The organism is Streptomyces sp. NPDC040405, from assembly GCF_055595765.1.
This window is the reverse complement of sequence record NZ_JBVIVI010000023.1, coordinates 1-13,599: the sequence shown is the minus strand read 5'-3', so window position 1 is coordinate 13,599 and position 13,599 is coordinate 1. Positions and strand designations below refer to the sequence as shown.

At 69.9% G+C, this 13,599-nt stretch carries 10 protein-coding genes; 6 read left to right on the top strand and 4 right to left on the bottom strand.

The annotated features are described in order from the left end of the window. Nucleotides 1-14: 14 nt before the first annotated feature. Entirely contained in the window at nucleotides 15-500 is a 486-nt protein-coding gene (locus ACZ59A_RS43050; RefSeq protein ID WP_470970843.1) for a lactococcin 972 family bacteriocin, read from the top strand. Nucleotides 501-1,558: 1,058 nt separating this feature from the next. On the opposite strand, the gene ACZ59A_RS43045 is transcribed toward ACZ59A_RS43050, so the two are convergent. After that, nucleotides 1,559-3,094 carry a helicase associated domain-containing protein gene (locus ACZ59A_RS43045; protein ID WP_470970948.1) on the bottom strand — a complete coding sequence of 512 codons (1,536 nt, stop codon included), beginning with the start codon at nucleotides 3,092-3,094 and terminating at the stop codon, nucleotides 1,559-1,561. A gap of 344 nt (nucleotides 3,095-3,438) precedes the next feature. Here ACZ59A_RS43045 and ACZ59A_RS43040 point away from each other — a divergent pair, with 344 nt between their 5' ends. The 4 genes from ACZ59A_RS43040 to ACZ59A_RS43025 all read left to right on the top strand — a co-directional run bounded on the left by ACZ59A_RS43040 (nucleotide 3,439) and on the right by ACZ59A_RS43025 (nucleotide 8,213). Next, nucleotides 3,439-4,614, top strand: a complete 1,176-nt coding sequence (locus ACZ59A_RS43040; protein ID WP_470970840.1) for an AAA family ATPase — start codon at nucleotides 3,439-3,441, stop codon at nucleotides 4,612-4,614. Between the two features lie 116 nt (nucleotides 4,615-4,730). Then, the gene (locus tag ACZ59A_RS43035) at nucleotides 4,731-6,344 is read left to right on the top strand and encodes a transposase (protein ID WP_470970946.1); all 1,614 of its coding nucleotides are present in this window, start codon (nucleotides 4,731-4,733) and stop codon (nucleotides 6,342-6,344) included. Further along, on the top strand, nucleotides 6,341-7,087 hold the full coding sequence (locus tag ACZ59A_RS43030; RefSeq protein WP_470970838.1) for an AAA family ATPase: 747 nt from the start codon (nucleotides 6,341-6,343) through the stop codon (nucleotides 7,085-7,087). Before ACZ59A_RS43035 ends, ACZ59A_RS43030 begins: the two co-directional genes overlap by 4 nt. A 13-nt stretch (nucleotides 7,088-7,100) precedes the next feature. Next, nucleotides 7,101-8,213 (top strand): hypothetical protein, encoded by a 1,113-nt coding sequence (locus tag ACZ59A_RS43025; RefSeq protein WP_470970836.1) that lies wholly within the window; start codon nucleotides 7,101-7,103, stop codon nucleotides 8,211-8,213. Between the two features lie 30 nt (nucleotides 8,214-8,243). On the opposite strand, the gene tpg is transcribed toward ACZ59A_RS43025, so the two are convergent. Further along, complete coding sequence (gene tpg / locus ACZ59A_RS43020; RefSeq protein ID WP_470970833.1) at nucleotides 8,244-8,801, bottom strand: telomere-protecting terminal protein Tpg; 558 nt, start codon at nucleotides 8,799-8,801, stop codon at nucleotides 8,244-8,246. A gap of 417 nt (nucleotides 8,802-9,218) precedes the next feature. Here tpg and ACZ59A_RS43015 point away from each other — a divergent pair, with 417 nt between their 5' ends. Next, nucleotides 9,219-9,800 carry a hypothetical protein gene (locus ACZ59A_RS43015; protein WP_470970831.1) on the top strand — a complete coding sequence of 194 codons (582 nt, stop codon included), beginning with the start codon at nucleotides 9,219-9,221 and terminating at the stop codon, nucleotides 9,798-9,800. 12 nt (nucleotides 9,801-9,812) lie between these two features. On the opposite strand, the gene ACZ59A_RS43010 is transcribed toward ACZ59A_RS43015, so the two are convergent. Both ACZ59A_RS43010 and ACZ59A_RS43005 read right to left on the bottom strand, forming a co-directional pair. Further along, entirely contained in the window at nucleotides 9,813-12,503 is a 2,691-nt protein-coding gene (locus ACZ59A_RS43010; RefSeq protein ID WP_470970828.1) for a helicase associated domain-containing protein, read from the bottom strand. A 37-nt stretch (nucleotides 12,504-12,540) separates the two neighbouring features. Next, complete coding sequence (locus ACZ59A_RS43005; RefSeq protein ID WP_470970826.1) at nucleotides 12,541-13,059, bottom strand: hypothetical protein; 519 nt, start codon at nucleotides 13,057-13,059, stop codon at nucleotides 12,541-12,543. Nucleotides 13,060-13,599 lie beyond the last annotated feature (540 nt).

The window sequence follows — 13,599 nt, the reverse complement described above, 5'->3', positions numbered from 1 at the left end:
CGGGAGGGGATTTCATGAAGATCAGCGGTAGATCCGTCACTTTCGCCATCGCGGGCGCAGCCATTGCGGCTGTAGGCCTCGCGGCCCCGGCCACCGCGGACGCGCCTGCAACCGCCAGCGCCGCCACCTCCGGAGCCACCGTCACCGTCCACCATCGCGGGGACGGTACCCAGCCGCCCGCAGAGCTGGGCAACCCCTCTGAATGGGGTGTGGTGACGTTCAAGATGGACGCTTCGGCGAACTCCTTCGGCCCGCTGTCGGAGGCATGCGCCAACTCCAGCGGCGGCAAGTGGTGCTTCGGCTGGTACACAACAACGGTCGGCGGGGAACCCAGAAAGTACTGCTACTCGAATTACGTGCACCAGACGAAGGGGCACGGGTCCACAGCGAAAATGGGCGGTGGCGAGGACTACGATCACGCCGTGGCTGGCCGCGCCTCTAACGCCCACGTCACTGCGGGTTTCGCTTACACCTGCTCTACCTACTACAGCGTAGATTAGGTTCTGATCCCTGCATCAAGCGGTAACTCCTCGGTAAGTTGGGTAGATCAGTGTGCCACTCAGGGGCTGTACGGTCGCCCGCACAGCCTCGGAGTGGCACCACCTCCAACTCGGACTACCCGCTGAACCGGGAAGAGAAATCATGCGCTTTACGTATGCTCGCGTTGTGCCGTTCACTGCGTCTCTCGGGGCGGGATTACTACTTGGCCTAGTGGGTCCCGTGGCCGGGAAATGGGATAATCCCGTTTGTGTCGCCCTGAGTATTGTATTTTCTAGTGGTTGGCCGTGGGCCTGTTATGCATTCCTGGTGGGCTATCTCCGTCGATCGAAAATCGAGTCAGCCTTGCTGTCGTTTTTGGGGTTGGCTATCGGCGTAGCCACGTACTATCTATTTAAGGACATGAACCCCACCATTCCGGACGGAATGGAATCTGCCACCTCCATTCCGGACGGATTGCAACCTGACGCCTCCAGCAAGGGGCAAATTCTCGTGTGGGGAATAGCGGCTTTCGTATTTGGTGCGCCTGTGGGACTCGTGGGGAACGTAGCGCGGACGCCCGGAATTGGTGGCCTTCTGTTCCGCCTGCTTGTTCCATTGATCGCCTTCTTCGAGGCCACTCAGCGATTGAGTACAGAGGCGGACTCGCAGGGTCCAGTTTTTGCCATAACCTGGAACGTAATTCGCGTCGCAGCATGCGTCGTCGCCGTGGCTCTCATGGGACACACCATGTGGAGCTGGCGCGTTCGGCGTAGCCGAGCCGACGGGCGAACGGAAGTTGCCGCGCCTGCACGGCGTCTCTGACCCCTCATCCACAGGCCCGAACGCCCGCGCCCTGTGCCCGGGCCGGAGACTGCCGTACAGGAACCCTTCCGTCTCGACGACCAGCGGCTGGCCGCCTACCGGGCGGGCGAACGTTCTTTGACCACGTCCGGCTCGACGCTCACGCACCCTGTACTGCGGCAGAGGGCTCTGTTCGTCGCGCACGAGATGGCGCGCTGTAACCTTTGACGTGCATCGGCTACGAGAGCCCCAGGTGAGCGCCGGTGATAGAGAGCGGTTATGTCCACCGCATCCCGATCGCGGACAGCTGCTCCACCCGCTCCGGCGACAGCGTCGCGGCCCGGCTCCGCTGGTTCCCGATCCACGCCCCGAGCCGGAGCTCCCGCTCCTCCTGGTCCTCGCCGACGACGATCCGTTCGACGTGCTTTCGGGGCACTCGAAGGTGTCCCTCGCGCTCGTAGAACTGCTGCGCGGCCGTCAAGTTCAGCGCCCATTTGTCGGCCTGCGTACGGCGCGGCTTCGGCTTCTCGTCCTCGGCCGCGGGCTCGATCCCGAGGACCTGCTCACACATCCACTGCTGCACGGTGGTGAGGTTGTCCCAGCCGAGCCGGACCGACCGCACCCACCGGCCAAGGTCCTCGCCCTGGTGCACGACGTCGCCGGGTTCGGTCGGCAGCGGGCGGCCGGCCTCCAGGTGGAGCCGGACGAGGTGGAAGGCCCGCTGCCACTCCACCGGCCAGCTCGGGCACCACGACGGGTCGATGTCCTCCAGCTGCTCGCGCCGCTCGTCCGACAGCGACCCGGCCGACGAATCCACGGGCAGGCCTTCGGCCCGCCGCTGCTCGATCTCCTGCGCCTTGCGGGCGGCGGCCCGCGCGTTCTTCAGCCAGATGCCCACCCGGTAGCCCTGGAAGGTGGCGTCCAGCGGGGCCAGGAGGTGGCCCGCCTCGGCCGCCCACCCGCGCGCCGCCGCGAGACCTTCCTCCCACGCGACGTCGAAGTGGCTCCAGACCATGCCCAGCTTCTCCAGCTGCTCGATGCGGTCCTCGTCCATGTCACCGCGGGCGTAGAAGCGCCGGTTGTCGGCGATCCACTGCCCGAGCGGGAACCCGGCGAGCGAAGCGGGCCACCCCTCGGCCTCCACCGCCTGGTCGTCGCCCCCGGGCACCCGGTAGGTGAAGGGCACCTTCAGGTCGCCGTGCTCGCGGGCATAGAGGACGGCGGCCTCGATGCCGCGCCGCCAGTGCTCGTGCTCGGGGTTGAGGACCCGCAGGTTGATGAACGCGGCCAGCTGCGCCGGGTCGCGCGGCACGGAGAACTTCAGCAGCTTGCGCGCGGACGCCGACGGGCCGCCGGACCCGTTCCCCTCGCCCCGGCTCTCCTGGCCCTGCGCGGCCTTCTGGACGGGCTTGTAGGCGCTGGGGGCCTGCTGCTCGGCGAGCTGCTCCACCACCCGGGCGTCGTGCGCCCTGAGCGCCTCCAGCAGCTTCGCCAGCCCGCCGAATGCCCGGCTAGTGAGCATGTTGTCCGCCGTCTCGCCCGGCCCCAGCAGGACCGGTACCACGAGCGAGGCGACCTTCCCCTCGCCTGGCTGCATCCGCAGCGCGCGGCCGACGGCCTGGACGAGGTCGGGCATAGAGCCGCGCACGTCGGCCCAGTAGACGGAGTCGCAGTTCTTGGTGTCGACGCCTTCGCCCAGCACCTTCACCGAGCCCAGGAAGCCTTTCTCCACGATCGTGCCGTCCGTGGCGATGCCGTCGGTGAACTCCCCGAGGACTCGCCGCCGGTGGTTGGGCTTGTGCTCGCCGCACAGCCAGTCCGCCCAGATCGTCTTCGGGTACAGCTCGGGGTCCGCGGCGTGCAGCTGCGCGGTGCGATCTCTCGGTTTGGTGTCGGTGGTGGTGAGAGTCGGTGGTGGTGTTCTGGGTCTGGGGTGTGTCTGGGCTGGTCAGTGGTGGTTTGTGGGTGGGTGGGTCGCTGTCATGAGGTGAGAGATTGAGGGATGGGATTGCTGTCGTGGGGCTTTAGCGCATGGCAGCTGATGTTGTCTCAGGTTTGTGAGTTCTTACGCGCTGGGGTGGGCTCGGTCGGTGTGATCGTGGGGTGGATCAAGAGGTAAGGGCCGGTCGTGGGCCTGTGCTGCCCAGGGGGTTGGTGGTGCGTCGTCTGCTGGAGCGGCAGCAGGCGGGGGAGTTGTCGACGAGGTATGTGCGTGCGGTCGCCGAGACGGTGGGTGTTTCCGAGCGGACGGTGTGGCGCTGGCTGGAGCAGGCGAAGGCGACCGGGCGGACGGAGGCGCCGGTCCGGCAGGGGTATGCGGTGTCGGACGAGGTGTGGGCGCTGCTGGGCGAGGTGGGAGGGAATGTCGCTGAGCTGCGACGCCGGCTGGCCGCGGCCGGTGGTGCGACGGTTCCGTCGGCGTCGACGTTGCACCGGGTGATCCGCAGGGACCGCCGGGCGGGGCGGGCTTTGCTAGTCGAGCGGGAACCGGCAGTGGCCGGGCCGAGCAGGCTGGATCCGCTCAGCGAGCTGGGCCTGAACGTGGTGGCCGAGAAGGGTGGCGCTGGGCAGGTGTTTCTGCGGGAGCAGAAGCATCTGGCGCAGGTCCCGGTCCTGGTGCCGGGCGCGCAGGTGGTGCACACGTCCGCTGTGCGGTCGGTGCTGCGGACGGTCGCGCACGCGGCTGCGGTCGGGGCGGTCGTGTGCCTGTACGGTGATGCCGGCCAGGGCAAGACTGTCGCGTTGCAGTACGCCCTGTCGCAGCTGCCGCACCCGGCCCGGGTCCGCCGGGTCCATGTCGGTGTGCACCCGACGGTTCCCGAGCTGCGCCGGGTGCTCGCGGACGCCCTGGAACTGGGCAGGCGTCTGCCGCGCGGGGCGGGAGAGGCCGATCTGATGCTGGTCAACGCGCTACGGCAGCCTCGCGTGCTGGTGCTGGACGAGGCACAGCGCCTTCCGGGGCCTGCGCTGGAGTTTCTGCGCGGGCTGTGGGACCACCCGGACACGGACACGGCGCTCGTGTTTGCGGGGGCAGGCAGTGAACGGGCGCTGCGCCGGGTACCTGCGCTGGCCTCTCGGGTGCTGACCTGGGAGCTGGTGCCGCGCCTTGGTCCGCGCGAGGTGGCCACCGTGATGGCTGCCTTCCACCCGCTGTGGGAGGACGTGAGCGAGGACGATGTCGCGTGGGTGGACGAGCATGTGGGACACGGCAACTTCCGGACCTGGGCGAAGCTGACCTCGCACCTGACCGCCGAGACCTATGGCAAGAGCCGGGCGGTGGTGGACCGCCAGATGCTGGAGCGGGCCTGCGCACGGCTCATGGGGCCGCTGTGACTGGCGCAGCCGGGCGGCCGGAACAGGGCGCTTCCCGCTCCGGCGCGCATGGGGAGAGCGGGGACGTGCGGGGAGGCCTGCCTTCTTCCTCCCTGTCGGCGCTGCGCGGCCCTGCCGTGCGCAGGCTGCTCGCCCTGCGGCAGGAACAGAAACTGACGACCCGACATGTACGGCTGATGGCGGACTCGTTGGAAGTGACTGAGCGCACGGTGTGGCGGTGGCTGGCCGCTGCCGAGCGCGATGAAGCCGCCGCTGAGGAGCCCGGGGCGCGGGCCCAGAGCCGGGACCGCTTCTCTGTCACCCCCGAAGTGCGCCGCCTGCTGGCCTTGTGGAAGGGCAACGTCGCGGCGGTCCATCGTGAGCTGACCGCTCGCGCGGCCAGGGGCGAGGGGGGTCCGCCTCCGTCGATTCCGACGCTGCACCGGGCGATCCACCGTGATCTGACGCCGGGGGAGCGGGCCGGACTTGCGGGTGGGGAGCGGGCGGCACGTAAGCACGATGTGTTCCTGGCCCGGCCGCGGGGCTGGCGCAACCAGGTGTGGGAGACCGACCACGTGCAGGCCCCGGTTCTGGTCGACGTTGATGGCAGGGCCCGCCGGCCGTGGATCACCTGGTTCACCGACTGCGCCACCAACGCGATCACCGGTGTCGCGGTGACACCGGTGCATCCGTCGCGGGAGTCGGTGCTGTCCGCGCTGCGTTCCGCGGTCCTGCGCGAGGACCCCTACGGCCCGTTCGGCGGCCTGCCCGAGAAAGTACGTGTCGACCGTGGCAAGGACTTCCTGTCCCGGACGGTAACCGCCGCGTTCGACCTCCTGGACGTGACGGTGGAGGACCTGCCCGCCTACACCCCCCACCTCAAGGGCACTGTGGAGGGGCTGAACCGGGCGGTGGAGAGCATGTTCCTGGCCGCGCTGCCCGGCTATGCCCGCCAGCCGCGTCCCGGCAAACGGGCCGCCCGTCCGAAGGACGAGGTGCTGCTCGGCTTCGAGGACTTCACCGCCCGGCTGCTGGACTGGACGTCGTGGTGGAACACCGAGCACCGTCCGGCGCCGTTGCGGGGCAGGACTCCGCTTGAGGCGTGGCAGGACGATCCCACCCCGCTGCGGGACGTGCCAGCCGCGGATCTGTGGACGTTCACCCTGGAGGACGCCGGCACCCGCACGCTGACCACCCGCGGCATCCGCTTCAGGAAACGCGACTACGTGGGGCCGTGGATGACCGGCCAGGCCGGAACCCAGGTCCGCATCCGCTTCATGCCCCACCACGACCACCGCATCGAGGTCTACCACGCCGCCACCGGCCGCTACCTCGGACCCGCGGACCTGGCCGACCAGGCCACTGAGGAACAGGTCAGCGCCGTACGGCGAGCCCGGGCCGCCCGCAGCCGCCGTCTCAAGAAGGACCTCGAAGCTGCCCAGCGCGAGCGCTACGCCGCCGCTACCCAGGCCGAGCCCCCTCGGCGGCTCGGCGCACTGACCGGTGCACAGGCCGACACCGAACTCGCCCGGAATGCCGGCACCAGCCTGTCGCAGCTCGCGCTGCCGGACGTCATCCCGCCCGCCGCACCCCCGGCCGGCTGGCGTACCCCGCCGTCCCTGGCCGCGCTGACCACGACGGCCCGCCCCGCCCCGCTCCCGCCAGGCCGTGACTCCGCCCCTGCAGTCCCCGACGGCCCGGCCGGACGGGCCGTACCCTCCACCACCGACGAAGACGGAGACGCCTCGTGACCGCGGCCACCTACCAGTACGTCGACCTGCCCGACGCCTCCGTGGTCACCACCCGCGCCCTGCTCACCGCCCGCGAGAACATCCGCGACACCGTCGCCGCCCGCGCGATGATGTGCATCCACGGCGGCGCCGGCTTCGGCAAAACCCTCGCCGTCAACACCTGCCTGCGCGAACTCGAACCCGCCGGCGAGGACGTCCGCAAGATCACCTTCCGGGCCCGGCCCACGGCCCGCGCGGTGCGCTACGAACTGTTCACCGCGCTCGACCTGGCCGGCGAGCCACCGCGCCACCCCAGCGAGTTCGACCGTCTGCTGAAGACGGCCCTGGCCGAACGCCCCCGTACCTTCCTTGTCGATGAGGCCCAGTGGCTCAACGGGGAGGCGTTCGAGTACTTCCGCTACCTGTGGGACGAACCCTCCACCCAGCTCGCGATCATCTTCGTCGGCGGCGAGGGCTGCCACACCGTGCTGCGCCGCGAACCGATGCTCTCCTCCCGCATCTTCATCTGGCAGCACTTCACCCGCCTCACACCCAGCGAAGTCCTCGACGTCATCCCTCTGTTCCACCCCATCTGGGCCGACGCCGACTCCGACGACATCACCTTCGCCGACAGCCACGCCGCACACGGCAACTTCCGCGCCTGGGCCCAACTGACCGCCCACACCCGCACCGCCCTGGCCCGCACCGGCCGCCCCCGCGTCGACCAGGAACTGCTGCGCTGGGCTTTCAGCCGCCTCGCCTGACCACCACACCACCATGCCCCTCGCCGCGCCACCGCCGCCCGTCACCGTGGTCATCGACCGCCATGACGACGCGATCCACACCCACACCGCCCTGGCTGCCCACCACCCGCCGTCCGGCAGGATCACCCTGCACCCCGGCCCGGGCACCACCAGCGAAACCGGCCTCGCCCATGACCTTCTTGCCGCCCTGGGCAAACCGCCCCTGCTCCCGGGCCGCTTTCCCGGCGGCCGTCAGCCCGCCTGGGAAGCCGCCACCGCCTGGATCACTGCCCTGCCCGTCACCCGGCTGACTGTCCTGCGCGCCCACCGCCTCACCGCCCGCCGCACTATGCGCCTCCTGGAGCTGCGCGCCCTCACTGGCACCCACCTGACCCTGGTCTGCCACCGCCCGCACCTTCCTGCCGCTCTGCACCAGGCCCTGCGGACAGTCGACTACTCCGTCACTGCCGACTTCGAGGCAGCCCGCCGCCACTGCTACGGCACGTCTATCACCGAACCCCCACCTGCAGACGAGTCCGCCGGGCCGGCCAGCCGGTGGCTCACCCTGCCCGCACTGGACCGCCTTGTCTCCTACGACAGCCCCCGCCCCTGCACCGCCCCGTGCACGCCGCCCCCGATCATCTGGCGGCACCGCCCACCGCCCGTGCCTCTCACCGCACACACCGCCCAGAAGGTCGCCCACCGGCTGCACGCGGCGACCGCACATCCTCGCCTGGCCGCGGCCGTCGCTGCCGCGCTGTTCACCAGCGCCTCCCTCCAGCAACTCGCCACCGCCCGCCCCCGCGACTACGACGATGCTGCGGCCACGCTTGCCCTGCACGACCGCGCCCGCTACACCGACGGCTGCGCCACCCACCCCGTACCATCCTGGGCCAGCGTCTTCCTGCGGGCCGCGGCCTGCTTCAGCCGGCTCGTCTCTAACGAGGACCAGGAACTGCTCGCCGCGCCAGGTGACCGTGCGCACCTGCTGCGCGGGGCGGAGACAGCCAGGCTGCGCCCGCCCCAGCCGCCCACAGCCCGCCGCAAAGGCCCGGTCGGCCGTGTGGAGTGGGACTGGCGCGAGCGGCAGGAAGCCGAGAGGTACGAAGCGATTCCGGCTGGCCGAGCCAGGCCCTCACGACGCTGAACACCCTGACGTGGTCACGCGCGACCAGGCTCAGCCGATGGAGAAGTCAGCGAACTCGACGTCGCTGAAAGCTACGTGCAAGCCGTGGGCCCGGCGGCCCCACTCGCGAAAGTAGGCATGCCCCAGCGCACGGGCGAGGATCACCGTCTGCTGCTGCTCACCAGCGCCGGCATCCCGAGCGGCGAACAGCTCCCGAGCCACCTCTCCCGGCAGATCCTGGGTGATCCACCGCACCCGCGGATCATCCGAGGAGCCTGCAGGAGCCGCGAATCCGAATCGCGCACGGGTATGGAAGACGAAGCCCTCCGCCTCTGCCTGGGCGCGTCGACGGGCCCGTATTCGGGGCTGCCACCGGGCCAGGACCGCTTCCTCGATCGCCTGCACCTGCATCGGACCCGGTGGACGACGCACTCCCGGCTTCTTTGTCACCCACCGCTGCACGGTGCGCTGCGATACCCCCAGCACGGTGGCGACCCGCCGAGTGGAACCACCGTGTGATGCCAGCAGAAACCGCAGGCGGGCCTCGGTGCTTGCAGGAACGGGCCGGGTGCGTAACGCGCGCTCCAACCCCTGCTCGATCTGTCCCACATCCGCCTCTCGAAGCGGCCAGCCGCCAGGCCGGCATCTGCAGTCCGTCGTGTCAGTCCTCCCACGTCGCCTGCCCCTGCCTGCCCGTTCTTGCATTCTCGGGACAGCACTGGCTGCCGCAAGATATGAGCTCTTGGACGAGCACCGGCGACAAGCCGACGGCACGGGTCACGCGCCGACAGCGCCACCGCCCTGGTCGCCCGCATCTCCGGCGAGGGCGAAGAGCCGGTATCCTGCCCGCGGGGCTGACGCCCTGGGCTTCGCCGACGCCCCACACCGCACCCGGACACCCACACTGCCCGGACCACTGGTGGAAGGTCTTCCGGGATCGACGGACCGCTTGACGAGCACCTTGAGGATCCATCGAGCCGGGGTTGCCGTGTGGGGGCGAGGACCCGGTGCCGAGAGGACCCGTCCATGACCAAGCGCACCACCGAGCAGCAGCGCGCCCGCGAACTCCAGCGCACCGCACGCGAGCAGGGCACAGACCTCAGCTACCACGAAGCCCTCAACTGGGTACGTGATGCCGCCGAGGCGCAGGCCAAGTTTCCGGGCAAAATTGCCGTCCCTGTGCCGCACGATCACTGCGTCATGATCTTCGAAGCGGACACGGACCCCGAGTACCTCCGCAACGCGATCACGCCGCTTTCCGCAACCGAAGTCGAGCTCCGTAACGAACTCCTCCAGCGGAGGAACGCTCTGATGGACGACCGCTCCAAGGCGGAGATCATTGCCATGATCCTCAGGAGGTGGCGCTATCCGGGCGAGAATCTCGCACGCTGGACCAAGCAGGAGCTCGCCAACGAGCTGGTGGACGGCGAGGACGGCCGCGAGCGCTACGAGGCGTACGGGCGGGTGGCACTGCACAACGGAAAGCCAATGTCCGGCTCACGCTCCCTTTGCGGAGGCGTCGGCTGCTTCGGCCACGACAACGCAACGCCCTGGCCGGAAACCCGCGCACGCTTCCGCGCCCATGGGCCCTGCATCGACGCACAGTAGACCGAGCAGCCCTTACGCCCTCGCCCATTCCAGACCGAGGCCGGCGAGGGCGGCGAGCTGTTCGGAGGTGAGCTTCTCCCGCCTCGATTTAGTGTTCGAGATCCACACTCCCAGTTTCACCGGCACTGGCTCCGTCTCGCTGTCTACCACGATTTCCTCAGCGTGACCGCGCGGCACGGGCCGGTCCGCGCCTTCCCGTTCCACCCACTGTGTGAGGGCCGCGAGACCGCGCTGGAACGCCTGCTGCGCCTTGCTCGGCCCCTTCTCCGTGCTGCTCGCCGCCGGAGCTGAGACCGGGGCCGGGGCGGGAGGCGGCGCCTGAATGCCCAGTGCGGTCAGCCGGTCCTGCTGCTCGGTCGACAGCTGCGCCCAGGTGCCCGGTTCCTGCTGTCGCCACCTCCAGGTGCCGATGTCGTCGCCGTCGTAGACGACGCCTGGCGCGATGTAGGGCAGGACGCCGTCGGCGTCGACCAGGTCCGCAAGCACCCGGTAGTGGCGCTGCCAGCTCAGCGGCCACGGGCAGTCCCAGTCCGGGTCGATCTCGGTGAGCTGCGCCGCGCGTACGGCGGCACGCTCGGGGTCCTTGCCCAGGCCGTTCTTCGCGCCCTTGCGCCGGAGGTTGGCCATGTGCTGCCCGATGGGCACCATCGCCTCGCCCTCGCCCCACACCGCGTCCTGACGCGGCGCGAGATGCCCGTTGGCCTGCCAGTAGGACCGGAGCGCGGCGAGTTTGTTCTCCCACGCCTCCTCGCCCGGTTCCCAGAGCATCCCGGCCTCCGGGGCGTCCAGCAGCGTCTTGCGCCGCTCCTCTAGCTCCCCGGCCCGCAGCGCCTTCCGCTGCTGGTGCACCCACCGCCCGAGCGGGAAGTCCTTCGTGACGCCGACCTCGACCTCAACGTCATACGGGACGGCGTAGACGCCGGTGATCTCGTTCTCCGCGCGCCATCGCAGCAGGGCCTGGTAGCCCTGCAGCCACGTCAGCGATTCCGGCCGGTAGACCCGGGTGCGCAGGAACGCCGCGATGGTCGCCGCGTCCCGGGGAGAGGAGAAATGGAGCAGGGCCGACTCGACAGCAGCGTCGGTGTCGTCCTGCTCCTGGTCCTCGCCGTCGCTCTCGCCGCCGGCCCCGACGATCCGCCCGTCCTCGTCACGCTGCACGTGGACCTTGCGCTTGCCGCTGGTGAGCGCGCGGGAGGCGAGCTGCTCGACCAGACGCTCATCGTGGCTGCGCAGGCCCTGGAGCACGGCCACGAGCGGCTTGAAGCTCGCGGAGGCGACCATGTCGGTCGGGTCCTCGTTCGGTTCCAGGAACACCGGCACGATGATCCTGGCGACCTTGGTGGAGCCGTCCTTGTTGAGCCGCAGCGCGCGGCCGATGTTCTGCACGATCTCCACCTGCGAGCCGCGGGTGTCCGCGAAGCAGATCGAGTCGACTCCCCGCTCGCCGGTGATGTCCACGCCTTCCCCGAGAACGCGAACGCTGGCGAGGAAGGCACGGTGCACCCTGCGTCCGGCCGCGTCGATGCCGTTGGCGAACTGGCGCAGGACCTCGCGCCGTTCGCTGACGGTGTGGTCGCCGCACAGCCACGCCGACCAGACGCGGTCCGGCGGGACGTGGCGGCTGGCCTCCAGCTCATAGAACTCCGCGTCGATCGAGGACGCGGGCAGCTTGTCGGCGGCGGCCAGGTCCTCATCGGTGGCGTCGTTCATGTACAGCTCGGCGGCCGCCTCCGGGAGCTTGTCCGCGAAGGCCGCCGCTTCCTCGACCTTCTGGTGGAACGTCATGACCGTACGCAGGTTGTACGCGGCGGCGTGCTCCAGGAGTGCGGTCTGCAGGAGCGCCAGACGCCGGCCGCGCCGGGCCTCTTCGGACTCCCCGACGACGGGGGAGGGGTCGCGGATCTCCAGGACGTCGATCTCGAATCCGGCGAGGATCTCCCGCTCGATCGCCTCGCTCAGACCGAGCTCGGAGAGCCACGCGCCGTAGGTGCCCTCGGGGTCGTCGGCCATGGTCGCGATCTCCGCCTCCTGGCCCTCCGCGCCCCTCTGCGGGCGGGCCGCGGCGAGGATGCGCGGGGTCGCGGTCAGGTAGAGCCGGAAGTCTGCCGGGATCCGCTGGTTGTCATGGATCGCCGCCCACGGACGACCAAGATCACCGGGGGTTCCGTGGGCCTCATCCACGATCGCGAGGTCGAAGCCGTCCATGCGCTGGCCGTAGAGCCGCTCCCCGCCCGTCAGAGCGGCCTCCAGCGGCCCGCGAACCTTCCGCTGGTCCTCGGGTGCGTCGATGTCCTCGCGGTCCACCAGCGAGGCGTACGTGGCGAACACGACCACGGGCCCGGACCCGGCCCACAGGGCGAGTCGAATCGGGTTCGTGGTGGTCCGCACCCCCAGCGAGTTCAGCACCGCATCGTTCTCCAGCGAGCACACCGCGACCATCGGGGCCCGGTGGCCCACCAGGCGCCACGCCTGGGCGGTCTGGGCGAGCAGGTCCAGGGTCGGGACGGTCACGAGGAGCCGGCCGTCCGCGAACGACTCCAGCGCGCACGCGGCGGCCGTGATCGTCTTGCCCGAGCCAGTCGCTGACACGATCGTGCCCCGGGCACCCTGCGGGGGCACAGATGACCTTGCAGGGAATCCCACCCACTTACGAAACGCGGAGCGCTGATCTACCTGGTGTTCCTTGAGCTGAATCGCTGACATTCCCATGCCTCCCCGAGCGCTGAATTCCTGTGGTCTTTCAGAGGGCCGCGTGCGGAATGCAGGCCGCGCCCAAGTCGTTCCAGATCGACGCATCCGCCTTGTGCCAGCCACCCGGCTTTCCGTCCTTGAACGGCGGCTTGTCGTCCGGGTCGTAGTGACCGGCATCGAGCGTGCAGACGATGACGTCCCCGTCCGCGTTCCGCGTCCGGGCCGTGCACAGACCGTCGGCCTCGCCCAGCGCATCCAGCACCCGGCGCCGCGCCGTGGTGTGCGGATACGTGCGCGGCAACACGTTCTCCCGGACGAACCACTCCAGCCGTACCAGGTCCGCCCGCTCACGCTGCCTCACGTCCGCGATGTGTACGGCCAGTTCAGCAGCCCCGGCCGACCGGCCGCCGCCCCGCGACCACTCCCGGTCCGCGATGCCCACCAGGGCCTCGCTCACGGCACTCACGCCGACATCCCAGCCGTCCGCGAGCAGCGAGCCCCGAGAGGCCGGCGCCATGCCGTCCAGCTCCACCACCTGGCACTGCACCCCGGCGACCGCCCCGGCCACCGGTCGTCCGCCTCGCTCGCGGGCACGCTCTGCGCGCCTCCAGGAGCGCGAACAGCCTCAGCCGGGCGTTCACGCCCGCAGTCTGGTACTGCGTCACCCTGCGCAGAGAGTCACTGCTCAGCGCGGGATCGGGTCCGGTAGATTCGTGATGACCGGTCATCTGCGGTCGTTCCTCTCGGAATTCCGGGGAGGTTCCCGGGTGGTTGGGGGATGTCTCGTGTTTCCGCCAACGGTACATGCTGCATCAGTCTGATGCACGCGGTACACTGGAACCCACCCGAACGAGCGACCCCCGCCTCTCGTAGTCAGCCGGGCCCGCGTCAGCGGGCCCAGACGGTTCTGGAGGCGCAGCCGGAAGGACCGTCAGGCGGGGGAGCGCAGCGGACCCGCCGGGTAGTGCGGAGCACTACCCAATTCTCAGAGTAGCAGCGGGTGTTGTATGGCGAAGCTGGAGCGCAGCGGGCTTCGCCAGTTCGGGGCGAAGCCCCGAACTCGGGTCGCGATGCGACCCGTTGAGCGAGCGAAGCGAGCGGGCGGACC